At 64.5% G+C, this 22,896-nt stretch carries 19 protein-coding genes and 1 tRNA gene; 8 read left to right on the top strand and 12 right to left on the bottom strand.

Annotation, left to right across the window (positions count from 1 at the left end; genetic code table 11):
- Nucleotides 1-25: 25 nt before the first annotated feature.
- Together FYJ28_RS14440 and FYJ28_RS14445 are read right to left on the bottom strand one after the other, a co-directional pair.
- Nucleotides 26-880 carry a flagellin N-terminal helical domain-containing protein gene (locus tag FYJ28_RS14440; RefSeq protein ID WP_154579779.1) on the bottom strand — a complete coding sequence of 285 codons (855 nt, stop codon included), beginning with the start codon at nt 878-880 and terminating at the stop codon, nt 26-28.
- Nucleotides 881-1,004: 124 nt separating this feature from the next.
- Nucleotides 1,005-1,853: a sigma-70 family RNA polymerase sigma factor gene (locus FYJ28_RS14445; protein ID WP_154579843.1), complete on the bottom strand. Its 849-nt coding sequence runs from the start codon at nt 1,851-1,853 to the stop codon at nt 1,005-1,007.
- A gap of 261 nt (nt 1,854-2,114) precedes the next feature.
- Between FYJ28_RS14445 and FYJ28_RS14450 the strand changes: the two genes are divergently transcribed.
- Genes FYJ28_RS14450 through fliW form a run of 4 tightly spaced genes read left to right on the top strand, consistent with a single transcriptional unit; the run spans nt 2,115 to nt 5,342 of the window.
- A complete protein-coding gene (locus FYJ28_RS14450) occupies nt 2,115-2,600 on the top strand; it encodes a flagellar protein FlgN (RefSeq protein ID WP_154579780.1) in 486 nt (161 codons plus the stop codon).
- Nucleotides 2,601-2,628: 28 nt separating this feature from the next.
- A complete protein-coding gene (gene flgK / locus FYJ28_RS14455) occupies nt 2,629-4,029 on the top strand; it encodes a flagellar hook-associated protein FlgK (RefSeq protein WP_154579781.1) in 1,401 nt (466 codons plus the stop codon).
- 3 nt (nt 4,030-4,032) lie between these two features.
- On the top strand, nt 4,033-4,947 hold the full coding sequence (gene flgL, locus FYJ28_RS14460) for a flagellar hook-associated protein FlgL (protein WP_326831745.1): 915 nt from the start codon (nt 4,033-4,035) through the stop codon (nt 4,945-4,947).
- Nucleotides 4,944-5,342, top strand: a complete 399-nt coding sequence (gene fliW / locus FYJ28_RS14465) for a flagellar assembly protein FliW (protein ID WP_154579782.1) — start codon at nt 4,944-4,946, stop codon at nt 5,340-5,342. Before flgL ends, fliW begins: the two co-directional genes overlap by 4 nt.
- Before the next feature lie 84 nt (nt 5,343-5,426).
- On the opposite strand, the gene FYJ28_RS14470 is transcribed toward fliW, so the two are convergent.
- From FYJ28_RS14470 to FYJ28_RS14500, 7 genes are all read right to left on the bottom strand, one after another.
- Nucleotides 5,427-6,263: an aldo/keto reductase gene (locus tag FYJ28_RS14470; RefSeq protein WP_154579783.1), complete on the bottom strand. Its 837-nt coding sequence runs from the start codon at nt 6,261-6,263 to the stop codon at nt 5,427-5,429.
- Nucleotides 6,264-6,336: 73 nt separating this feature from the next.
- A complete protein-coding gene (locus FYJ28_RS14475; RefSeq protein WP_055240714.1) occupies nt 6,337-6,795 on the bottom strand; it encodes a hypothetical protein in 459 nt (152 codons plus the stop codon).
- A 13-nt stretch (nt 6,796-6,808) separates the two neighbouring features.
- A complete protein-coding gene (locus tag FYJ28_RS14480) occupies nt 6,809-7,405 on the bottom strand; it encodes a bacterial proteasome activator family protein (RefSeq protein ID WP_154579845.1) in 597 nt (198 codons plus the stop codon).
- Between the two features lie 140 nt (nt 7,406-7,545).
- A complete protein-coding gene (locus FYJ28_RS14485) occupies nt 7,546-7,797 on the bottom strand; it encodes a hypothetical protein (protein ID WP_154579784.1) in 252 nt (83 codons plus the stop codon).
- Nucleotides 7,798-7,931: 134 nt separating this feature from the next.
- Nucleotides 7,932-8,123, bottom strand: coding sequence for a YbdD/YjiX family protein (locus FYJ28_RS14490; protein WP_055240712.1), 192 nt, complete (start codon nt 8,121-8,123; stop codon nt 7,932-7,934).
- A complete protein-coding gene (locus FYJ28_RS14495) occupies nt 8,123-10,426 on the bottom strand; it encodes a carbon starvation CstA family protein (protein ID WP_154579785.1) in 2,304 nt (767 codons plus the stop codon). Before FYJ28_RS14495 ends, FYJ28_RS14490 begins: the two co-directional genes overlap by 1 nt.
- 195 nt (nt 10,427-10,621) lie before the next feature.
- On the bottom strand, nt 10,622-11,599 hold the full coding sequence (locus FYJ28_RS14500) for an NAD(P)H-quinone oxidoreductase (protein WP_154579786.1): 978 nt from the start codon (nt 11,597-11,599) through the stop codon (nt 10,622-10,624).
- 65 nt (nt 11,600-11,664) lie between these two features.
- Here FYJ28_RS14500 and FYJ28_RS14505 point away from each other — a divergent pair.
- From FYJ28_RS14505 to FYJ28_RS14520, 4 genes are all read left to right on the top strand, one after another.
- Nucleotides 11,665-11,752: transfer RNA gene (locus FYJ28_RS14505), tRNA-Ser, on the top strand.
- 269 nt (nt 11,753-12,021) lie between these two features.
- Nucleotides 12,022-12,588 carry a septum formation family protein gene (locus FYJ28_RS14510; protein ID WP_195840689.1) on the top strand — a complete coding sequence of 189 codons (567 nt, stop codon included), beginning with the start codon at nt 12,022-12,024 and terminating at the stop codon, nt 12,586-12,588.
- Between the two features lie 211 nt (nt 12,589-12,799).
- Entirely contained in the window at nt 12,800-17,284 is a 4,485-nt protein-coding gene (locus FYJ28_RS14515) for an ExeM/NucH family extracellular endonuclease (protein WP_154579788.1), read from the top strand.
- Nucleotides 17,285-17,477: 193 nt separating this feature from the next.
- Nucleotides 17,478-18,365: an alpha/beta fold hydrolase gene (locus FYJ28_RS14520; RefSeq protein WP_326831746.1), complete on the top strand. Its 888-nt coding sequence runs from the start codon at nt 17,478-17,480 to the stop codon at nt 18,363-18,365.
- A 27-nt stretch (nt 18,366-18,392) separates the two neighbouring features.
- Here the strand turns inward: FYJ28_RS14520 and FYJ28_RS14525 are convergent, their stop codons facing one another.
- From FYJ28_RS14525 to ctaD, 3 genes are all read right to left on the bottom strand, one after another.
- On the bottom strand, nt 18,393-19,388 hold the full coding sequence (locus FYJ28_RS14525; protein WP_154579789.1) for a glycosyltransferase family 2 protein: 996 nt from the start codon (nt 19,386-19,388) through the stop codon (nt 18,393-18,395).
- The gene (locus tag FYJ28_RS14530; RefSeq protein WP_154579790.1) at nt 19,385-20,929 is read right to left on the bottom strand and encodes a polysaccharide pyruvyl transferase family protein; all 1,545 of its coding nucleotides are present in this window, start codon (nt 20,927-20,929) and stop codon (nt 19,385-19,387) included. The genes FYJ28_RS14525 and FYJ28_RS14530 overlap by 4 nt, the downstream gene beginning before the upstream one ends.
- Before the next feature lie 90 nt (nt 20,930-21,019).
- Nucleotides 21,020-22,765, bottom strand: a complete 1,746-nt coding sequence (gene ctaD, locus FYJ28_RS14535; protein ID WP_154579791.1) for an aa3-type cytochrome oxidase subunit I — start codon at nt 22,763-22,765, stop codon at nt 21,020-21,022.
- Nucleotides 22,766-22,896 lie beyond the last annotated feature (131 nt).

Genomic DNA, 22,896 nt, shown 5'->3' on the forward strand with positions numbered 1-22,896 from the left:
GGCGTTCCCGCGGATGATTCCGCTATTACTGCAGGAGCTGCATAACGCCGGAGTTCATCTGGTTGGCCTGTGCCAGCATGGCCGTGGCAGCGTTGGACAGGATCTGGGACTTGGTGAAGTTACCCATTTCCGTAGCCATGTCCGTGTCCCGGATACGGGAGTTGGCAGCCGAGAGGTTCTCGACCGAGACCGCGATGGTGCGTGCGGTGGACTCGAGGCGGTTCTGCTGTGCACCCAGACCCGCGCGCTGCTCGGAGGTGGAGGCGATGGCTGCGTCAAGGGCCGTAATGGTCGTTGCTGCTGTTGCCTGGTCGGTAACTGCGAGGGTGGCCGAGGCCGTACCCAGCGTGGTGATCGTCTGTGCCACGTTTGCCTGGGTGATGTCGATGGTCTCGTTAGCATCAGCGCCAACCTGGATCTTCAGCGTTGCTGCCAGCGGATTCGCAGTTGCATCCTTGCCCGGGCCGAGCAGCTGGATGCCGTTGAAGTTCGTGGTCTCCGTGATGCGGGTCAGCTCGGAGTTCAGGGCGGTGAGCTCTGAACCAATAGCCTTACGCGAGTCAGTGTTGTTGGTGTCGTTAGACGCCTGAACTGCCAGGTCACGCATACGGTTCAGGATGTTGTGGACCTCGGTCAGGGCGCCTTCAGCGGTCTGGACCAGGCTGATGCCGTCCTGTGCGTTACGGCCAGCCTGGGTCAGGCCGGAGATCTGGTTCTTCAGACCTTCGGAGATGGACAGGCCGGCAGCGTCGTCAGCTGCACGGTTGATGCGCAGGCCGCTGGAGAGACGCTCCACCGACTTGGCCTGAGCCGTCTGGTTCAGGGTCAGGTTACGCATCGCGTTGAGCGAAGAGACGTTAGTTGCAATTGTGAAACCCATGATGAATTCCTCCGTGATTGGGCGATAACTACCAGGCCCGTCCGTGGGCCTGTACCCCTAGCTATCGGCCCTGATCACGGGAGTGTTAGGAATTCGGAAAAGAATTTTTGCACTCTTTTGAGAGCTAGGACACTGCGGCGTTCAGCGGCCCGTGTCCACCCGGCGCACGGAAGGCGGCAGGGTTGAAATGCGGGTCCTGGCGGGTCAGTCCGCCGGCGGTCCATTCCGCCACCGAGGCGAGGTAAGCATTGCGACGGGCCGGAGAAATCCGAGACTCGATGGGAGCCGGCTCCTCAGCGTCCGAGTAGTGGGTTCCCATCCCGTCGCGCAGCAGGCGCACGGCTTCGGCACGCTGCTGGGAAACAGCGGAGTGCGTGGCGCCCAGTTCAGCAGCAAGTTCCTTGACCGAGCGGTCGTGGAAGTAGACCTGCTCGACGATGTAGCGCATCTTCTCAGGCAGCGCCTCGACCGCAGCGCGCAGGTACTTCATCCGTTCCGCTGAAAGGGCGGACCCTTCGGGCGAGGGCAGCGCGCTGACCAGCGAGTCGGAAGCAGCGTCGTCCAGGTGGGAGACAGTGCGTGAAGCATCTGCCAGCGCGTCTTCGGCGGCGGTGCGGTCAACACCCATGGCGGAAGCGATCTCGTCCACCTTCGGTGACCGGCCCAGGGCAGCAGTGAGCGCTTCCTTGACGGCAAGGGTTTCCTTGATGCGCTTGCGCGCGGTCCGGGTTGCCCAGTCATTCGAGCGCATCTCGTCGGCGAAAGCGCCAACAATACGACGCCGTGCGTAGGCACCGAAGGGCACCCCAAGCTCCGCATTAAAAGATTCAGCGGACGTAATCAGGGCAATTGCCCCAACCGAAGCCAGATCATCCCGGGAAAGGTGCGTTGCCTTGGCACACACCTCTGAGACCAGATATCCGACCAGCGGTAAGTTCTCCACAACCAGACGGTTGCGTTCTTCGCGATTCAACTTTTGGACCCCCAAGTCCTTGTTCCCCAACAAAATACGCTGACCGCTAGGAGGGGAGCTGAGTCTCCCGGTTCATTCCACACTTTGGCGCAGTAGCTGCAACATACCACTAACATTGGAATCACAAGCGCCGATAGGTGTTTCCAACGGATTAAAAGTTTTCAAGCCTGTGAGAGCGGGGTCTTTGAACCCGTTGCAGGATGCGGCTTTGCATCCTTCGGAGACAAGACATTCGCGCGAACCGCAGGAGGTGGGCAAAGCATGGGGACCCAAAAACTATCCGCATTACTCTGGGAAGAACGGGAGCTGCTTGAGCTCCTGACCTTCAAGCTGGAAGAAGAACAGCTGCTCCTCACCTCCGGCAAAACGCGCTGGCTCCAGCACGCGACCCGGGAAGTGGAACAGGTTCTTGAACGCCTGCGAACCGCGAATCTGGCCAGGACGGTGGCCGTTTCCGAACTCGCACAAGAGTGGGGCATAGCCGAAGATGCAACTCTTCGGGAGATCATTGCCGCCGCGCCTCCGGGCCCGTGGACTGAGATCTTCACGGCCCATCTGCAGGCGATGACGGAACTTACTGTGAAGATTCGTGACCTGCGCGACACAAACGAGCAGTTCCTGCGGACTGCTGCGCGCTCGGCCCAGGAAACCCTCGCGGGCCTGGGCACTGAAAGCAAGACGTACACGTCCAACGGCACTTCCGCCGGCACCGGAAGCGGCGCCCGGATCGTGGACAAGCAACTCTAAAGACCGTGAACAAAGGAACCAGCACGCCATGAGCACCTTCAGCGGCCTGAACACCGCCTATACCGGTCTGAGCGCAGCCCGCAAGGGACTCGACGTCGTCGGCCAGAACATCGCCAACGTCAACACCCCCGGTTACACCCGCCAGCGCGTCACCACCTCTGCCATGGGTGGAGCAGCTATCACCGGCAAGTTCGCCACCGGCGCCAGGGTGGGCCAGGGCGTGTCTGTGGACGGCATAGCGCGTCTAGGCAGCATGCAGCTGGACACGCGGGTACGGGCCACCGCGGCGGCCTCGGGTTTCTCCGCCGTACGCGCCAATGCGCTGGCAGGACTTGAGACCAGCCTCAACGAACCCGGGAAGAACGGCATCTCTGCCTCCCTCACCGAGTTCTGGGCAGCCTGGCAGGGCGTTGCGAACAAGCCCGGGAATGAAGCGGCTGCCACGGCCCTGATCGGGCAGGCCACCACGCTCGCTTCCCAGATTTCAACCGGTTACAAGGCCGTTGAGGAGCAGTGGACCGGCGCCTACAAGCAGCTGAAGGACATGGAAGCGGAGCTGAACGGAACGGCGTCGCAGATCGCCTCGCTCAACGCGCAGATCCGCACCGTGCAGGCCTCCGGGGGCACCGCCAACGAACTCATTGACCAGCGCAACGCGCTGACCACCACCATCGCCGCCCTGGCCGGCGGCACCGTCCGCGAGTCAGGCAACGGCATGGTGGACGTGCTGATCGACGGCAACGCCATTGTTTCCGGTGACATTGTCCGCCCGGTGCAGGTTGCCGGCGGCATCAGGATGGGCGACGAGGCACCCCGGCTCGAATGGAGCCACCGCCCCGGAACCAACATGGCTGCCAGCGGTGAGATCGCCGGCGTACTCAGCGTGCTGGCACCGGCAGCCGACGGCGGGATCCTCGCCTCCGCTGCCGAGGGGTACAACAACTTCGCCAAAGAACTGGCCAGCGCTGTTAACAAAATCCACGGCACTGGTACCAACACGGCAGGTGACCCGGTGGGCAACTTCTTCAGCCACGACACTGATCCCGCTGCCCTGTCCCTGACCGTCCTCGCAGAGAAGGCGGCGGACATCGCCACAGGCGGCGCGAACATGGGCAACCTGGATAGCTCCATCGCCGACGAGATCGCCCAGCTGGGAACCGGCCCGAAATCCCCCGACTCCATCTGGGCGAACTTCGTCAGCGGCATCGGCGCGAGCACCCGCGTGGAAATGCAGCAGGCCGAACTGGCCGGTGTCGCAGCCTCCGCCGCCATCGACATGCAGCTTTCCAACTCTTCGGTGGACCTGGACGAGGAGAACCTGAACCTGCTGGCTTACCAGCACGCCTACCAGGGCGCGGCACGGGTCATGACCGCCATCGACGAAATGCTCGACACCCTCATCAACCGCACCGGCATTGTGGGAAGGTAACCCGTGATCACCCGCACCTCCAACCTGATGCTGACGCGCAACGCGCAGCAGAACCTCCAGGCCAACATGTCCCGGCTGGCCAAGCTCCAGGAGCAGGCCCAGACGTCCGCAGCCATCACCCGGCCGTCCGACGATCCCGCCGGAACCGCCGACGCCCTGAAGGTGCGCGCAGAAATGCGTGCCAACACCGCGTACAAGAACAACATCTCGGACGCGAACAGCTGGCTCTCCACCGTGGATGCTGCGCTGACCCGCACCACGGATATCCTCACCCGGATCAAGGATCTGGCGATCACGGCATCGACGGCCACAGCAACGGCGGCGAACAAGGCTGCCATCGCCACCGAAATCGAGGGACTGAAGTCGGACCTGCTGGGGCAGGCCAACACATCTTTCCTGGGCCGGAACATTTTTGCCGGGAACTCCGACGCCGGCGTGGCAGTGAAAGCGGAAACATCCGGCACTCCTCCTACACAGACCTACACCTTCACCGGCGAAGGCCACGGCCCTGTGAACCGCCGGCTTGATGCCAACACCGAGGTCCGCGTCGACGCCAGCGCCGCGGAGGTCTTCGGGGGCGGCGTCAATGAGCCGGACGTCTTCACCAAACTCGATTCCCTGGTCGCCGGTCTGCGGGCCAACGGCGACATCAGCACCCATCTGGCCGGCATCGACGAGAGCATCAACACCGTGCTCACGTCGCAGACGGACGTCGGTATCCGCCACGCACGTGTCCTGAAAGCAGAGGAAACCAACTTGGAGCAGTCCGTCAGCCTTGAAGCCCGGCGCTCCGGGATCGAGGACCTCGATACTGCCCAGGTCATCCTGGACCTCAAGCTGCAGGAACTGGCGTACCAGTCTTCCCTCGCCGTCACGGCCAAGGTCCTGCAGCCCACGCTGATGGATTTCCTGCGATGAGCACCGTAACGCCGGTTTCCTTTCTGGCTCCCCCACCCGGCCTCGAGCCGCTGACGGAGTTCTCACTTGAAGACATCGACGGCGCCAGCGGACTGTATTCCCTCACCGGGGCGGACACCTCGGCCGGCGTCCGCCGTTTCTACGCCATCGATGCTTCGGTCTATCTCCCGGAGTACAACCCGGAGATTTCCGATGAGCAGGCAGCTCAGCTCGGCCTGACCGATCCGGCGGACGCCCGCGTCCTGGTGGTAGCCAATCCGGCGGATAACGGTACTACCGTGAACCTGCTGGCTCCGGTGATCGTAAACACCCGGACCTGGCAGTGCGCCCAGGTGATCCTTGAGGGCAGGGACCTCCCGCTCCGGGCACCGCTGGAAGCCGTAGCCGCCGCGTAGCTCCTTTCCCCATCGAGATAGCAGAAAGTGCACGTCCCAGAGCTGGGACGTGCACTTTCTGCGATCTCGTTTTTTGAGTGAGAGCTAGGCGAAGTCGGACGTTGCCGGATCCGCGCCGAAGCGGGTGCCGTTGTCCAGTGCGTTGATTGCCTGGATGTCCTCGTCGGAGAGCTTGAGGTCCAGTGCGGCCCAGTTCTCGCGGATGCGGGACTCGGTGACGGACTTCGGGATCACGATGTTGCCGAGGGCCAGGTGCCACGCGATGACCACCTGGGCGGGAGTGGCGCCGTCGTACTTTGCTGCAATGTCCTTCAGCACAGCGTCATCCAGAAGGCCCTGGCCGGAGCCCAGCGGCGAGTAGGACTGGTGCTTGATGTTGTGCTTGGCTTCGAACTCACGCAGTTCGGCCTGGGCCAGGTACGGGTGGGTTTCAACCTGGTTCAGGACGGGGACCACGCCGGTGGCGTCGATGATCTCCTGCAGTGCCTCAACGGTGAAGTTGCAGACACCGATGGACTTGACCCGGCCGGACTTCTGCAGCTCGATGAGCGCCTTCCAGGTGTCCACGTACTTGCCCTGCTTCGGCTGCAGCCAGTGGATCAGGTACAGGTCAAGGTATTCAAGGCCCAGGCGCTCCATGGAGGCGTCGAAGGCAGCCAGGGTCTCTTCGTAGCCCTGGTCCGCGTTCCAGACCTTGGTGGTGATGAAGAGGTCTTCGCGGGGCAGGCCGGAAGCGGCGATGGCGCGGCCGACGCCGGCTTCGTTGCCGTAGATCTTGGCGGTGTCGATGTGGCGGTAGCCGGCCTCGAAGGCCATGCCCACCGTCTTTTCCGCGAGTTCGTCCTCAACCCGCCAGACGCCGTAGCCGAGCTGGGGGATGGTGTTGCCGTCGTTGAAAGTGACGAGGGGGGATGTAGTCATAGTCACTATCCTCCACCCAGGTCCGTGAACTCCGTGACCAAACGGGCTGGTGTTAGCTCGCCGCGAAATTTGTTCAGGGGCGGGAGGCTGCGAGGACGCGTTCTGCCTCAGCCACGTCTTCCTCCACCAGGGCCGCACGGCGGCGGACGTTCTCCACTCCGGCGGACGCGATCCCCCACCGTTCACCTTCCAGCCGGGACATGGCTGCCGCCTCGGCTGCGGCGGCCAGCGAATTCCCGGAGCGGGACAGCGCACGGTGGACGGCGATCAGGCCGCCCGGGATGTCCTGTCCGGAGCTGGGCAGCTGCTTCTGCGCGCCTGCGCAGACGGAGCGGACCCGGGGAAGCAGCGCAGCGAGGCTGTTGGCGACGACGGCGAGCTCGTTGTAAAGCGCGTCGTCCTCCACTCCCTCCAGCATCTGGTGGTAGCGGTCAAGTCCCCGGGTGAACCGGTCGTGGGCGCGGCGCCACACACCCTTGCCGAGTTCGACGTCGTCCTTGCGCCCCTGACGGGCTGCTGCGAAAAGTGCCATCCTGCCGGAAATTCTACAGATACTGTCCGGGACCCGCGTGCGGCTCGGGGCGGCCGGCGCCCGGCTGCTGGCCCGGCTGCTGGGCGGTGCCCGCCCGCCGGGGCTCGCCGTTTTCACCAATCACGACGCCGGGTGCCAGGACGGTGCCCGGCGGCAGCTGGCGCAGCTGGAGCCTGCTCTGCAGCTGCTGGTTGGCGGTCTGCTGGGCTGCGATCGCCGTTTGGATGCCGCGGAACAGGCCCTCCAGCCAGCCGACGAGCTGGGCCTGCGCGATGCGCAGCTCCGCGTCAGTGGGGGTCGCGTCGTCCGGGAACGGAAGGTTGATGCGCTCTAGCTCGGTGACGAGTTCCGGAGCCAGGCCGTCGTAAAGCTCCTTGAGCGAGCGCTCATGGATTTCGGCAAGACGGTTGCGGGCGGCGTCGTCCAGCGGCGCGTTGCGGACTTCCTCAAGCAGCTGCTTGATCATGGTTCCGATCCGCATGACCTTGGCCGGTTCGTCCACCAGTTCGTTGAGCTTGGCGGGACCTGACTTCGCGCTGCCCGAAGGTGCGGCTTCTGCCCCCTCATCCTTCGCTGCGGCGAGGGAGGATTCGCTTTCCGGCGACGGCATGTCCGTGCCGTCCCGGTCCGGGGACTCCGAACGCCGGCCAGCCGGGACGGAGGATTCTCCTGCCCCGTTCGCGGGCTCTGTGCCGTTCTGTTCAGTCATGAAATTAATGCTCTCACGCCTGGCTGGAGTTGTTCCGGGAGTCAGTCTCTTTCGAGGTCTTCCTCCCGCTTTTCTGCATACTCGCCGTCCGGGCTCAGCCCGGCGGCGAACTGTCCGGCGTTCAGCTGGCCGGAGGTGTAGTGGCGGTCATCGAACTCGGGACCAACCCGTGATTCCTCCGGAAGGCCGGCGTCCTCGGCCAGGTGCTCGTCCTCATTGTCCGGTTCCGGCAGCGGGATGCTGATGTCTTCACGCAGGTGGGGGTCATCGGGCAGGTACTTGTCTTCAGCCATTCCCCCAGCAAAGCAGCATCCCCGAAGCCTCTCAACCCCCTCCCCCTGCCACCGAGAGGCCAGTTGCGGCTCTTTTCAGGGCTGAAATGAGCCGCAACTGGCCTCTCGATGGGGGTGGCGGGGCCGCTAACGCATCAGCAGCAGCGGCTGCCGGGATTGGCGTCCTGGCGGTCCATCTTGTCCCGCCAGAACTCCCGTTCCGTCAGCGGCGGCGACGAACAGCCCGACGCCGCGTGGTACGCCTGGTACTTGCGGTAGGCGTCCTCCCCCATCACGTCACGGAAGAAGCGCACCAGTCCGCGCAGGTGGACGGCGACGGTGCTCATCAGTGCCGCGTCCTTGCCGGCTTCCTGTCCTCAGGAAGGGCATCCCACTGAGCTTCGATCTGCTTCTCCAGCGGGGTGGCGAAGAAACCGGCGGGAGCGAAGGTGCGCGAGGGCACGGCCGGGTCCTCGGCGCTCGGGGCACCGCCCGAACGGAAGGAACGCACCGAAGCAATGACAGCCGTGATGATCACGATGATCGCCAGGGTCACGAACAGGATTGAAAGCACGCCCTGCACGAAGGTGTTCCGAACGACTGCCTCCATCGCTTCCACGGTCTTTGCCGTGCCGAAGCTGGTTTCCCCGGCCTCCAGCGCATTCCGGAAGGCGTTGTGCTGCGCCCAGTAGCCCACGGCCGGGACCGGCGAGAAGATCTTGTACATCGAGGCGGTGATGGTCACGACCGACGCGAACGCCAGCGGCAGCACCACAACCCAGATGTACTTGAAGACGTTCTTTTTCGCCAGGATCGCCAGGCAAATGGCCAGGGCGATCGCGGCCAGCAGCTGGTTGGCGATGCCGAAGAGCGGGAAGAGGGTGTTGATGCCGCCCAGCGGATCCGTCACGCCCATGATCAGGATGGACCCCCATCCCGCGACCATGATGGCCGTACAGATCCAGGCGCCTGTGCGCCACCCCGTATCCCGGAACTTCGGCACGAAGTTCCCAATTGAGTCCTGCAGCATAAAGCGGGCAACGCGGGTACCGGCGTCGACGGCGGTGAGGATGAACAGTGCCTCGAACATGATGGCGAAGTGGTACCAGAACGCCATCATGGCAGGGCCGCCGATGAAGCTCTGCATAATCATCGCCAGGCCGACGGCGAGCGTGGGCGCACCGCCGGTGCGGGAGACCACTGACTCCTCACCGACGTCGGCCGCAAGAGAGGTGAGCATGTCCGGTGTGAGGTTCACTCCTACCAGTCCCAGTGAGTTCACAAACGCGACGGCGCCTTCCACGGTTCCGCCCGTGGCGGCAGCAGAGGAGTTCATGGCGAAGTAGATGCCGCGGTCCAGGGAGATGGCCGCGACCAGGGCCATGATGGCCACGAAGGACTCCATGAGCATGCCGCCGTAGCCAATGAAGCGGGTCTGGCGTTCCTTCATGATCATCTTCGGTGTAGTTCCGGAGGAGATCAGGGCGTGGAAGCCGGAGAGCGCACCGCAGGCGATGGTGACGAACAGGAACGGGAAGAGCGGACCGGCGACCACCGGGCCGTCGTCGCGTGAGGCGAATTCGCTGAACGCCGGGACGGAGATTTCGGGACGGACAATGATGATGGCTACGGCCAGCATCACGATCGTGCCGATCTTCATGAACGTGGAAAGGTAGTCGCGCGGGGCCAGTAGCAGCCAGACCGGCAGGACGGCGGCGATGAAGCCGTAGATGATGATGCCCCAGGCAATGGTGACCCGGTCCAGCGAGAAGATGGCCACGCCCCACTCGGTGTCGGCGATCCAGCCGCCGCCCACGATTGCCAGCATCAGCAGTACGAATCCGATGATCGAGACTTCGCTGACCTTGCCCGGGCGCAGGTAGCGCAGGTAGACGCCCATGAACAGGGCGATCGGGATGGTCATGGCTACGGAGAAGACACCCCAGGGGCTTTCGCCCAGCGCGTTCACGACCACCAGCGCCAGGATGGCAACAATGATGATCATGATGGTCAGGGTGGCGACCAGTGCTGCAGTGCCGCCGATCAGGCCGAGTTCCTCACGGGCCATCTGGCCGAGTGAGCGGCCGCCGCGGCGCATCGAGAAGAACATGACCAGGTAGTCCTGGACGGCGCCGGCGAGGATGACGCCCACGATGATCCAGACCGTGCCGGGCAGGTAGCCCATCTGCGCGGCCAGCACGGGACCAACCAGCGGGCCCGCTCCGGCGATTGCGGCGAAGTGGTGGCCGTACAGAACACGGCGGTCGGTGGCGGCGTAATCCTTGCCGTCTGCCTTGTATTCGGCGGGTGTTGCGCGCCGGTCATTGGGCTTTAGCAGGTGCCGCTCAATGTACTTGGAGTAGAACCGGTACCCGATGAGATAGGTACAGACGGCGGCGAAGACGAACCAGATGGCGTTGACGGTTTCGCCGCGGACAACCGCGAGCATGGTCCAGCTGATGCCGCCGAGCAGCGCGATGGCCACCCAGACGGCGACCTTGAGCGGAGTCCAGCGGCGTTCCTCGGCCTCCGCCTCCTGCTCGTCGATCGCAACCGGAGGCAGGTCCGGGTCCTGGACCACGAGCTCTGCGTCGGTGGCGCCGGAGCCCGGACGGTCCGGGTCCCTTCGGCGCCGATTCTCTTCTGTCATCGTGCTACCCCTTGTCAGCATTGTCAGCAGTGCGGCCCCTGCCAATTCGGCAAGGCGCGGGTGATGCGCACGAGGGTAGCAGGACGGGTGCGACGCAAATCACATACACACGCCGGGGCAGCGGGGAGGTGCGGCGGACGGTGGCAGGACCGCGCCCAGCGGCATGCCCGTTCACGCCCCTGGTTCAGCCGCCGGTCAGAGGGTCAGCAGGATCTTTCCGGTGTGCTGGCCCGAATCGAAGTACCGGTGTGCCTCAGCAGCCTCGGCCAGCGGGAAGGTGCGGTCCACCAGTGGTTTGACGCTTCCGTCGCGCAGCATCGGCCAGACGTACTCGCCAACTGCGGCCATGATTGCACTCTTCTCTTCCTCCGGCCGGGCGCGGAGCGTTGTACCCATGACGGCGCACCGCTTGCGCATAAGCGCGTTCAAATCCAGTTCGGCACGCGTGCCGCCCTGGAGTCCGATAATGACCAGGCGTCCCTCGACCGCGAGCGCGTCGAGATTGCGCTGCAGGTACTTGGCACCCATGACATCCAGGATGACGTCCGCGCCGTGACCGTCCGTGGCTGCCCGGACCTCCTCCACGAAATCCTGGTCCTTGTAGTTGATGAGCACCTTGGCCCCCAGGCTGGCCGCAAGGTCCAGCTTGGCCTGGCTGGACGCCGTCACCATGGGCACGGCGCCGAAAGCAGCGACGAGCTGGATGGCCATCGTTCCAATGCCGCCGGCCCCGCCGTGGATGAGAACGTACTCACCCTCGCGGACTCCTGCAGACATAAAGAGGTTGGAGAACACAGTGGCAGCCACCTCGGGCAGCGCGGCTGCGGTCACCAGATCCATCTCCGCCGGAACCGGCAATACCTGGCCTGCAGGCACAACAACCTGCTCGGCATACCCGCCGCCGGAAAGGAGGGCAACGACGTCGGCCCCCACTCCCAGTCCTTCCACACCCGTGCCGATGGCGGCCACGCGGCCGGAGACTTCGAGTCCCGGATATTCCGGTGCTCCCGGAGGCACAGGATAGTTCCCCTGCCGCTGCAGGACATCGGCCCGGTTCAGTCCGGCAGCGACGACGTCGATCAGGACTTCTCCCGGCCCCGGCACCGGCGCCGGCACATCGGAGAGGGACAGGACTTCCGGACCACCCGGTTCGGTAATGACGATCGCTTTCATGGAACCTCCTGCTGGTGGGGAGAAATTTTGGTGATCTGCGCTCATCTGCAAGACTACTAAGCGGAGGAAGGTTGTCCGAGCGGCCGATGGAGCTGGTCTTGAAAACCAGTGTGCGGTAACCCCGTACCAAGGGTTCGAATCCCTTACCTTCCGCAGATGAGATGATCCGGCCTGTTTTATGGCTGGGCACGCAGCATCTCCGGCACCCCGGTCTTCGGACCGGGGTGCTTTTTTGTGCACCGGCAGGACGTCCTTCTGCACCGCCGGGCGATGTTTCCGCTCAATGCCTATGCATATTGCTCTGGGATGTTACTTTCCCGATTTATAAGCGTGCTTCCCCTGCACATAGTCTCACTTGGTGGTTTCCGGCCCATTGGGGGATGGACAACCTAAAACCAATTACTGCAGAAGGAGTTATCCGCATGAAACCCGCCCGCCAGATTCACCTGGCCCGCGCCGGAAATACCATCACTGCCGCAGCTTTTGCCCTGGCCCTTGCCGGATGCAGCACCTCCGGAGCTTCGGCAGACAGCGATGACACCAAGTCAACGCAGCCGCCTGCAGCCTCGGCCTCGGCATCACCTGAAGCAGAAACAGTGGCCCAGGAGGAAGCGGCACCTGAATCCGTCGAGGCCACCAGCCTCAAGGTCGGTGACTGCCTGGCCGATGACCCGGACACCGAAGAGGTCTCCGACGTCGACGTAGTCCCCTGCACCCAGCCCCACGAGTCCGAGGTCTATGCAGCCATGGACATCGATGCAGGCGAGTACCCGGGCCAGGAAGCCGTGGAAACAATGGCCCAGGATTTCTGCCTCGCTGAATTCCAGCCCTACATCGGTACTGAGTACGCCGATTCCCTTGTAGACATCGGGTATCTGACGCCGACCTCCTATTCCTGGACGCTTGGCAATGACCGCGAGATCCTGTGCACCGCTTACCGCGTGGACGGCGAAAAACTGACCAGCACGGTCCGCAACTCCAAGGTTTAGCGGGATCCTCAAAGGGGGCCTAACCGGAAACTGTTAGGCCCCCTTTCTGCTCCTGTCAATAGTTACGCCCCGTTAGGGCGCCAAAGGGAGCGAATTCACATGCCTGTCACCCCGGGATGGTATTCAGAAGGGGTTCACCGCACCCGCTGCCGTTTTCCGAAGCCGTTACCGCGCGCCCCGAAGCCGGCATCCCCCAAAGGAGCAATGAGGCATGAGATTTACCCGATGGAGGGCAGCGCTGGGCACAGCACTGTCTGCCGGCCTGCTGGCCGGACCACTGGCGGCACTGCCCGCCCACGCCGAGGAGGCGGCCCCGTCCGGCGTCGTCATCAATGAGGCGTATCTAAGCGGCGGCAGCGCCAACGCCCCGTTCACCAACAAGTTCGTTGAGCTGTACAACCCCACCAGCTCCGCGGTCAGCCTGGACGGCTGGTCGCTTCAGTACCGCGCTGCCGGCAGCACGGGGGCACCCACCGGAATCGGCCGGCTCTCCGGCAGCATTCCGGCCGGGGGTTACTACCTGATCCAGGGCGCCAGCAACGGCTCCAGCGGTGTTGCCCTGCCCGCAGCCGACGCGACGATCGGCGCCAGCTTCTCCGGAGCCTCCGGCACCCTGGTGCTCGCAAACCAGGCCGCCGCCGTCAATCCCCTGCCCACCGGCTCGGTAACCACGCAGCCCGGCGTAGTGGACCTGCTTGGCTACGGCAGCTCCAACACCTTCGAAACAGCCCCGGCCACCGCACCGGCGGGCAACTCCGACCCGAAGTCCCTGAACCGGACCGAGTTCGCGGACAGCAACAACAACGCGGCAGACTTCACCCTCAGCACCTCCGTCACGCCGACGAACACCGCGGGAACGGGAACCGTACCCGACCCTGAGCCCACCGATCCCGAACCGACCGACCCGGAACCCACGGACCCTCCAGCCGGCACGGTTGCCATCGCGGAGATCCAGGGCACCGGCGACGCCAGCCCGCTGGTCGGTGCGAACGTCACCACCCGCGGCAAGGTCACCGCCGCGTACCCGACCGGCGGCTTCGGCGGCTACTACATCCAGACCCCGGGCACCGGCGGCGAACTGGATCCGGCCACCCACACCGCCTCGGACGGCATCTTTGTCTTCTCCGCGGCCACAGTCGGCCAGGTCGCAGTCGGGGACTATGTCGAGGTCACCGGAACCGTCGGTGAATACTTCGGCCTGACCCAGCTCACCGTCCCTGCCGGCAGCATGACCAAGCTCAGCGAAGCAGCTGAAGAGGTCAAGCCGGCCACCGTTCCCTGGCCCGCCACGGACACTGAGCGGGAAACTCTTGAAGGCATGCTCCTGGCGCCCCAGGGTGAGTTCACCGTCACCGACAACTACACCCTGAACCAGTACGCGGAAATCGGCCTCGCAGCCGACAGCGAGACGCTGGTCCAGCCCACCGCCGTCGCACCTGTGGGAACACCGGAGCACGCGGCGGTAGTCGCCAACAATGCGGCAAAAGCCGTAAAGCTCGACGACGGCGCCACCACCAACTTCCTTTCGGCCGCCAACCAGTCCAAGCCGCTGCCGTACCTGACCTCCACCGATCCGGTGCGGATCGGGGCGCCGGTATCCTTCACCACCAACGTGATCCTGGACTTCCGCAACAGCGCCTGGCGGTTCCAGCCGCTGACCGAATTGACTCCCGCCAACGCGGAGACCGTCCAGCCGGCGTCGTTCGAAAACACCCGCACCGCTGCACCGCAGAGTGTGGGCGGCAACCTGAAGCTCGCCGCCTTCAACGTGCTGAACTACTTCAGCACCACCGGCGACGACCTGACGGGCTGCACCTATTACAACGACCGCTCCGGCGCTCCGGTCACCGTCCGTGGCGGCTGCGATGCACGCGGCGCAGCCAACGAGGCGAACCTTGACCGCCAGCAGGCGAAAATCGTGGCAGCGATCAATTCCCTGGGCGCCGATGTCGTCGGGCTCATGGAGATTGAAAACTCCGCCGAACTGGGACAGGACCGGGACACTGCCCTGGCCCACCTCACCGAAGCGCTGAACGCGGCTGCACCGGGAACCTGGGACTACGTCCGCTCCCCCGCAGCCCTGCCCGACGACGAGGACGTAATCCGCACTGCGTTCATCTACCGGACCGCTACCGCCGAACCCGTGGGAGATTCGGTGATCCTGAATGACGAGAGCGTGTTCTCCAACGCCCGCGAGCCCCTCGCCCAGGCCTTCAAGCCTGCCGGCGGGGAAGACAGCGAAAGCTTCGTGGCGGTCGCGAACCACTTCAAGTCCAAGGGATCTGCACCGTCCAGCGGAGAGAATGCAGACAACGGACAGGGCGGCTGGAATGCCGACCGCGTCCGCCAGGCACAGGCCGTGACCGCGTTCGCTGACACGGTGGCGCAGGACGCCGGAACCGAGCGGGTCTTCCTGCTCGGCGACTTCAACTCCTACGCCGCGGAAGACCCCATGCAGGTCTTTGCCGAGGCAGGCTACGTGAACCTGGGCAAGGCTACCGGCAAGCACTCCTACGCCTTCAGCGGCCTGGTCGGATCCCTGGACCACGTCTTGGCTTCCCCGGCCGCCGCCGAGGACGTCACCGGCACCGATATCTGGAACATCAACTCGGTTGAATCGATCGCCTTCGAGTACAGCCGGTACAACTACAACGCCACTGATTACTACGCAGCCGATCCCTACCGTTCCTCGGACCACGATCCGATCCTCGTTGGGATGGACCTGACGCCGGCCGAGGCCGAGGTCACTGACCTGAACCTGCTCAACATCAACGATTTCCACGGCCGGATTGACGCCAACACCGTGAACTTCGCCGGAACCGTTGAACAGCTCAAGGCCGCCGCACCGGAGGGCAGCTCGCTGTTCCTCTCCGCCGGCGACAACATCGGCGCCTCCCTGTTCGCCTCTTCGGTGCAGGAGGACCAGCCGACCATCGACGTCCTGAACGCGCTGGACCTGCGGGCCTCGGCAGTGGGCAACCACGAGTTCGACGGCGGGTTCGCGGACCTCACCGACCGCGTGGTTCCGGCCTCGCAGTTCGAATACCTGGGCGCCAACGTCTACCTGAAGGGGACCACCACCCCGGCGCTGCCGGAGTACACCATCCTGGACGTCGACGGCGTGCAGGTGGCTGTAATCGGCGCCGTCACCGAGGAAACCGGAACCCTGGTCTCCCCCGGCGGCATTGCCGACCTTGAGTTCGGGGATCCGGTGGAAGCCGTAAACCGTGTCGCTGAACAGCTCGTCGCCGACGGCCTGGCCGACGTCATCATTGCCGAATACCACGAGGGTGCCGGTTCGGGAACGCCCGACGGCGCCAGCCTGGAAGAGGAAATCGCCGGCGGCGGTGCCTTCGCGGAGATCGTGACGGAGACTTCCGCCCTGGTGGATGCCATCTACACCGGCCACACGCACAAGCAGTACGCGTGGGATGCCCCTGTTCCCGGTGTGGACGGCAAGACCCGCCCCGTGGTCCAGACCGGCTCCTACGGCGAGTTCATTGGCCAGATCGAACTCCAGTACAACGCTGAGACTGACCAGGTGCTCTCCTACACCGCAGGCAACGTGGCCCGTACCACCACGCCCGCGGCGGAACTCGTTGCCGCTTACCCTGCCGTTGCCGAAGTCAGCCGGATCGTCGACGCCGCACTGGCGTACGCGGCCGAGGTCGGCAATCAGCCGATCGGCTCGGTCACTGCGGACATCACCACGGCCTTCGCCGGGACTTCCCGCGATGACCGCGGCAACGAATCCACCCTGGGTAACCTGGTGGCCGATTCGCTGCTCTCCTCCCTGGGCTCACCGGAGCGCGGCGGGGCCGAAATCGGCGTCGTCAACCCCGGCGGGCTGCGGGCTGAGCTGTACTACGGTGAGGACGGCGTGATCACCTACGCCGAAGCCAACGCAGTGCTGCCGTTCGTGAACAACCTGTGGACCACCACCCTCACCGGTGCGCAGCTGAAGTCGGTCCTGGAAGAACAGTGGCAGCCGGATGGAAGTTCCCGGACGTTCCTGGCGCTGGGGCTTTCTGACAACGTGACCTACACCTACGATCCGGACCAGCCGCGCGGCTCCCGGATCCAGTCGGTCACCGTCAACGGCGAGGCTCTGGATACCAACCGGGCCTACCGGGTGGGAACGTTCAGCTTCCTGGCACAGGGCGGGGACAACTTCTCCACCTTCGCGCAGGGCACGGACACCCGTGACTCCGGGCTGATCGACCGGGATGCGTGGATCAGCTACCTGCAGGCCAGCAGCCCGGTCTCCCCGGACTTCGCCCGCCAGGGCGTAATCGTCAAGGGCGCTCCGGCCAATGTGCAGGCCGGATCCAGTGTCACCTTCGCGGTGGACAAGCTGGACCTGACCTCGCTGGGCAGCCCCGCCAACACCACGCTCGCGGTGAGCTGGGTGCCCGCCGGCGGAACCGCCGTCGCGCTTGGTTCGGTTCCGGTAACGGCCGGTGCCGCCAGCGTCACCGCCGCGATTCCGGCGTCGGCGTCCGGGAACGGAGCCCTGGTTCTGACCGCGGATCCCTCTGGCACCACGGTGAGCATCCCGGTCACCGTGGATGAAGCACCGCAGCAGCCGACTTGTGTCCGTCCCGTCCCGCCGAAGAACTGGTGGGACGTCCGGGGCTGGCTCAAGTACGCGGTGGACTACGCCCGGTACCTGGTCTGCACGATCAGCCGCGGCTAGCCCGCACCGCCTGGGCAGTAAGCCTGGGCAGTAAGCACCAAGCGGCGCCGTCCAGACCAATGGTCCGGGCGGCGCCGCTCTGTGTGTTCTGGCCACTGCCGGTGGGCTGCACCGTTCCGAAAAGGTAGGCTGGCGGCCACGCGGCTCCTGCAGCGGGCGCGCGGCCGGAACCAGGCAACCGGAAGGAACCACAGTGACGCTCCCAGGAACCCGAAAGCTTCCCCCCGCTCCCCTGCACCCCACCGAACGGCGAAGCTGGGTGAGCGGCCACGGGGCGGAGCTCGCCGTCTACGAATACGGTCCCAACCCAGGACCGGGGGTGCCCGAGGTATTGCTGGTCCACGGTTATCCCGACGACCACACCGTCTTCTCCGGGGTTATTCCGCTGCTGGCAGAGGACCACCATGTGATCGCCTACGACACCAGAGATGCGGGACTGTCCACAGTCCAGGAATCCGTGCTCGCCAACTTCCGCCTGCCCCTTCTGGTCGAGGACCTCTACGCGGTTCTGGAGGCGACGGCCGGCGGTCCGGTTCAGCTGGTGGGACACGACTGGGGATCCATACAGGGCTGGGCTGCTGCGCGGGACGCGCGGGCACAGTCCCGGCTGTCCCGGTACCTCAGCATCTCCGGTCCGGACCTGCAGCATTTCCGCAGCTGGTTCGCCCAGCGGCTGCGGGATCCGCGCCGCTGGCCTGACGTCCTGCAGCAGTCGCTGCGCAGTTCCTATGTGGCCGGGTTCCAGGTCCCGGTGCTTCCCGAACTGTTCTTTTCCGTCATCGGATCGCGCCTGTATGAGCGGACGCAGGGAAGGTCTGCCGGCCGGAATCCGCAGCGCGGGCTGGCCCTGTACCGGGCGAACCTCGCCTCCCCGGGACAACCCGCGGCGCCGGGTACCGTCCAGGTGCCGGTGGACGTGATTGTGCCGCTGCACGATCCGTTCCTGTCCCCGGCCTTAAACCAGGGTGTGGAGAGCTTCGCTCCGAACGTCCGTTTCACCGCCGTCGACGCCGGACACTGGTGGCCGGCCACGCACCCCGCAGACCTTGCCGCCCGGCTCAGGGAGGATCCACGCAGCTGATACCCAGGAAGGGCAGCGGCTTGGGCGTTACCGCCGGCGCAGCCGGTCCTTGAGGCTGCGGTAGCGCCTGCGGAGCAGGCTCACCAGGCTCGCGTCGCTGACGGCGGCTTCCAGCGCGGCCATGCGTTCCTCAGCGTGGACCGCACGGTCACGGAGTTCGTGGAGGATTTCTTCGGAGTAGTTCAGGCGCTGGTGGAGGTGGTCTGCCTGCTGTTTCAGCTCCCCGGTCAGGAAGAGCAGACCGCCAATCCCGTTTTGTTTGATGTACTCCTGCAGATGACGGTCCCGTACAAGCTTGTCAAAGCGCCTGTGATCGTTCTTGCCCGCCAGGACGCTGTTGGCGTCCTCTCCTTCCGCGCCTTCCCGGTGGTGCCAGTAGGCCAGGGGCTCTCCGTCAAGGAAGCCGAGGCTGTGGTTCTGCAGCAGCCGAATGAGGAATTCCCAGTCACCGACCGCGGCCAGGGACTCGTCGTAGCCGCCAACCATGCCGTGAATGTCGCGGCGGTACAACAGCGAAATGGGTACGCACCGGTTGTACCGCAGGGCGTCCCCCAGGAAGAGCCCGTCGACGTCCTCGGCGAAGGGAACCCTGCCGGTTTCCAGGATCCGGCTGCCTTCTGTGCGTTCCAGCACAATTTCGGTGCGGACGCCGACGCCAACATCATCAGCGTGGGAACCGAGGTATTCCACGGTGCGGGCGAGGAACTCCGGATGCCAGGTGTCGTCGTCGTCATGGATGGCCAGAAACTCTGAGTCACTGGCCGCGATCCCAGCGTTGGAGGCGGCTTCCATTCCGGCGCTGGCGGCGTGGTGCAGGACCGTAACCCGGCCCTCGAGCCCGGGAGCTTCGGCAATGATCCGGTCCACCTCCGCAGCGTCCCCGCCGTCGTTCACGACGACGAGGTGCCAGTCCGTATACTGCTGCGCCAGGACGTCGGCAACAGCACGCCGCAGCAGCACCGGACGGTTTTTGGTACGGGTAATGATGGCGACGCCTGCGGCACCGCTGTTCTGCTCGTTCATCGTTTTCCTCGAAGAAGTGCCCTTACAGTTGCAATTTTGGCGAGGATGGCGAAGGTCCGGGAGTCCTTCCACGCCTGCAGCTCGCCTCTGGCGTCATCGCGTTCGCGTTCGGTTACAGCCAGTGCAGCGCGCAGGTGCTCGTGTTCCACGCGCAGCCCCGAGAGCGCAGAGGCCGTGGGAAGGTAGGTGCCGGCATGGGCTGCATCCCGCTGCTGCCAGCCTGTCTCCATTCCGGCAGGGAAGGCAACGGCGGGCTGTCCTGCAGGGTCCTCCGCGCGGGTGCCGTCCGCCAGCGCTGATGCCACGGTGTCCCACCAGCCGGAGAACCGCTGACGCTGCACTGTCCCGGCCTCAAGAAGGAACGAGGTGATGGCCTCTCGGTTCTTCCAGGCATCCAGTGTGGCTGCCGCGAACGATCCGTCAAACAGGGACGGCAGTGTCAGCGCGAGGCTTCCTGCTCCCCAGTTGTCCAAGGCTCCGTGCATCCGGACATGGCTGTAGTGTTCCGGGGCAACCGCCACCACCGGCACTGCGCTGTCTAGAGCGAACACCACGGGATGGTAACGCGATGTCATGACCAGGGCGGCACGACTGGTTAGTGCTGCTGTCTGCTCTGCGTTCTGTATCGGCATAAGCACTTTGCCGGACGATTTCATTCGGGCAGCGACTTTCTGATGCATAAGTTCGTCTGCGTCCGTGGGGCCCGAATCTTCGAGTGAGGGATCCATGCCGTCAAAGAGCGGCCCCCGCGGAGTTGCCATGTGCGGGATGAAAACTACGGTGCAGCCTGTCTGCTCCGCTACGGTGTCAAGTGCTTCTGCAAGTGCGTCGAGGTAGGCGTCGTGGTCCGCTTCCCCGTGCCCGGGGCTGAAGGTAGCAGCGATGAAGGGTTCCTCGAACAAATCCGCAGCCCGGCCGGCACCGCTCTTATCGCGGCAATCCGTGGCAAAGAAGGAGGCGTCATCGAGGCATCCCCGGACGGGCGTGGTTCCACCGGCCAGGTCCCGCATTAAGTGCAGCGACGGTTCTTCGCGTGCTCCGGCGAGTTCGGCAGCCGAGAGCAGATCCCCTGCGGTTTCACGGTCTGCGCCGAAAAGGTCCGGTCCCAGGGTCTGCCCCGCAATGGCTACCCTTAATCCGAGGATGCGGGCCACGGCGGCGACCGCGGCCCGTTCATAGAGCAGCCACCCGTAGAGGGAATTCATGTTGCCGCCGCCAGCTATCAGCAGCGCGTCACACGTTCGCAGGGCTGCGATCAAGTCCCAAACCTGGTCCTGTTCCGGCAGGGCTGAGGTATCTCCCTCGGCAGCCCTCAGTACCCTGGCGAGGTAGTCCGACCGTTCGTCCGGCGGCCATGGAAAGGCCAGGGTGCGTGCACTGTCCGTCCCGAATGCCCGGCGGGACTCGTTGGGATTCCGGCTCAGAACAAGCAGGTCCCCAATGCCTCTGTGCCGCAGTTCCGCCACTGCTGCATGGGTCATTGCCTCGTCACCTACGTGGTAGACCGGCTGCCCCACGTCGCCCAGTACGGCTATTCTCATGTGCTTATTGTTCACTACACCCCCGGAACCCGCCTAACCTCCCGGACCAGCCGGGAACCCTGGGGAGGCGCGTTCTGCATAAGCGCCCGGCTACTGCCGGGGATCGGGATTCTTCGGATCCTCGGAGCCCATGTCAGCGGCACCGAGCACGCTGGCCACCGGGTTGTCGGTCTTCTCGTTGGCCCGGGGCTTGAGCTCCGGGTGGTGCAGGTCCAGGGCTGGACGCTCGGACCGGATCCGCGGCAGCGACGTGAAGTTGTGGCGCGGCGGCGGGCAGGACGTGGCCCATTCGAGTGAGCAGCCGAAGCCCCACGGGTCATCGACTTCAACCTTCTTCCCGCGGCGCCACGTCACGTACACGTTCCAGAAGAACGGGATCATGGAGAATCCGAGGATCATGGAGCCCACGGTGGAGAGCTGGTTCATACCGGTGAAGTTGTCCTCCACCAGGTAATCCGCGTACCGCCGCGGCATGCCCAGCACACCGAGCCAGTGCTGGATCATGAAGGTCAGGTGAAAACCGAGGAACAGCAGCCAGAAGTGGATCTTTCCGAGGCGCTCGTTGAGCATCTTGCCGGTCCACTTTGGCCACCAGAAGTAGAACCCGCCGAACATCGCGAACACCACGGTGCCAAAGACCACGTAGTGGAAGTGTGCCACCACGAAGTAGGTGTCCGAAACGTGGAAGTCCAGCGGCGGGGAGGACAGGATGATGCCGGTCAGCCCGCCGAAGAGGAAGGTAATGAGGAATCCCAGCGCCCAGAGCATTGGGGTTTCGAAGGTCACCGACCCGCGCCACATGGTGCCGATCCAGTTGAAGAACTTCACCCCGGTGGGAACGGCGATCAGCATGGTCATGATCGCGAAGAACGGCAGGAAGACCTGTCCGGTGACGTACATGTGGTGCGCCCACACGGTCATGGACAGCCCGGCGATGGCAATCGTGGCGAAGATCAGCCCTTTGTACCCAAAGATGGGTTTGCGGCTGAAGACGGGCAGGATCTCCGAAATGATGCCGAAGAAGGGCAGCGCAATGATGTAGACCTCGGGATGGCCGAAGAACCAGAACAGGTGCTGCCAGAGAATCGCCCCGCCGTTCTCCGGATCGAAGATATGGGCGTCGAACCTGCGGTCCGCTCCGAGCGCAAACAGCGCGGCTGCCAGCGGCGGGAACGCCATCAGCACCAGGATCGCCGTGACGAGTGTGTTCCACGTGAAGATCGGCATCCGCCACATAGTCATGCCCGGTGCGCGCATGCAGATGATGGTGGTCACGAAGTTGACGGAGCCCAGGATGGTACCGAACCCGGACAGCGCGAGCCCAAAGACCCAGAGGTCCCCGCCTATTCCGGGCGAGAACGTGGTGTTGGACAGCGGCGCATAGGCGGTCCAGCCGAACGAGGCTGCTCCCTGCGGCGTCAGGAATCCGGAGATCGCAATGAGCGAGCCGAACAGGAAGAACCAGTAGGCGAGCGCATTCAGGCGGGGGAAGGCAACGTCCGGCGCACCGATCTGCAGCGGCATCATCACGTTCGCAAAGCCCGCGAAGAGCGGGGTGGCGAACATCAGCAGCATCAGCGTGCCGTGCATGGTGAACAGCTGGTTGTACTGTTCGCGGGAGGCCACAATTTCCAGGCCCGGCTGGAACAGCTCTGCCCGGATGATCAGCGCCATGACGCCGGCAAGGCAGAAGAAGATGAAGGAAGTGATCAGGTACAGGTAGCCGATCTTCTTGTGGTCGGTGGTAGTCAGCCAGTCGACCACCACCCGGCCGCGGGAAACCGGTACTACGCGCGGCGGTACGGTCGTTCCTTCTTCGTACTTCAACGTAGACATTAAAGCCGCCTTGGGTCCGCAGGAGGTTCAGTCCGCACACCGGACCTGCCCGAAGACAGGCCAGTGTGCCTCAAACTGTAGGGCGCGCTCCTGGCCCCGTCCATAGGAAGCGGCAGGTTTTACCGCCCCTG

The sequence above is a fragment of the Arthrobacter sp. BL-252-APC-1A genome (assembly GCF_009696625.1).
Classification (GTDB): domain Bacteria; phylum Actinomycetota; class Actinomycetes; order Actinomycetales; family Micrococcaceae; genus Arthrobacter_B.

Excerpts from the sequence above, each read along its gene's own strand:
- FYJ28_RS14440 (WP_154579779.1), bottom strand. The coding sequence starts at position 880 with ATGGGTTTCACAATTGCAACTAACGTCTCTTCGCTCAACGCGATGCGT.
- FYJ28_RS14450 (WP_154579780.1), top strand. The coding sequence starts at position 2,115 with ATGGGGACCCAAAAACTATCCGCATTACTCTGGGAAGAACGGGAGCTG.
- flgK (WP_154579781.1), top strand. The coding sequence starts at position 2,629 with ATGAGCACCTTCAGCGGCCTGAACACCGCCTATACCGGTCTGAGCGCA.
- fliW (WP_154579782.1), top strand. The coding sequence starts at position 4,944 with ATGAGCACCGTAACGCCGGTTTCCTTTCTGGCTCCCCCACCCGGCCTC.
- FYJ28_RS14470 (WP_154579783.1), bottom strand. The coding sequence starts at position 6,263 with ATGACTACATCCCCCCTCGTCACTTTCAACGACGGCAACACCATCCCC.
- FYJ28_RS14475 (WP_055240714.1), bottom strand. The coding sequence starts at position 6,795 with ATGGCACTTTTCGCAGCAGCCCGTCAGGGGCGCAAGGACGACGTCGAA.
- FYJ28_RS14480 (WP_154579845.1), bottom strand. The coding sequence starts at position 7,405 with ATGCCGTCGCCGGAAAGCGAATCCTCCCTCGCCGCAGCGAAGGATGAG.
- FYJ28_RS14485 (WP_154579784.1), bottom strand. The coding sequence starts at position 7,797 with ATGGCTGAAGACAAGTACCTGCCCGATGACCCCCACCTGCGTGAAGAC.
- FYJ28_RS14490 (WP_055240712.1), bottom strand. The coding sequence starts at position 8,123 with ATGAGCACCGTCGCCGTCCACCTGCGCGGACTGGTGCGCTTCTTCCGT.
- FYJ28_RS14495 (WP_154579785.1), bottom strand. The coding sequence starts at position 10,426 with ATGACAGAAGAGAATCGGCGCCGAAGGGACCCGGACCGTCCGGGCTCC.
- FYJ28_RS14500 (WP_154579786.1), bottom strand. The coding sequence starts at position 11,599 with ATGAAAGCGATCGTCATTACCGAACCGGGTGGTCCGGAAGTCCTGTCC.
- FYJ28_RS14510 (WP_195840689.1), top strand. The coding sequence starts at position 12,022 with ATGAAACCCGCCCGCCAGATTCACCTGGCCCGCGCCGGAAATACCATC.
- FYJ28_RS14515 (WP_154579788.1), top strand. The coding sequence starts at position 12,800 with ATGAGATTTACCCGATGGAGGGCAGCGCTGGGCACAGCACTGTCTGCC.
- FYJ28_RS14525 (WP_154579789.1), bottom strand. The coding sequence starts at position 19,388 with ATGAACGAGCAGAACAGCGGTGCCGCAGGCGTCGCCATCATTACCCGT.
- FYJ28_RS14530 (WP_154579790.1), bottom strand. The coding sequence starts at position 20,929 with ATGAGAATAGCCGTACTGGGCGACGTGGGGCAGCCGGTCTACCACGTA.
- ctaD (WP_154579791.1), bottom strand. The coding sequence starts at position 22,765 with ATGTCTACGTTGAAGTACGAAGAAGGAACGACCGTACCGCCGCGCGTA.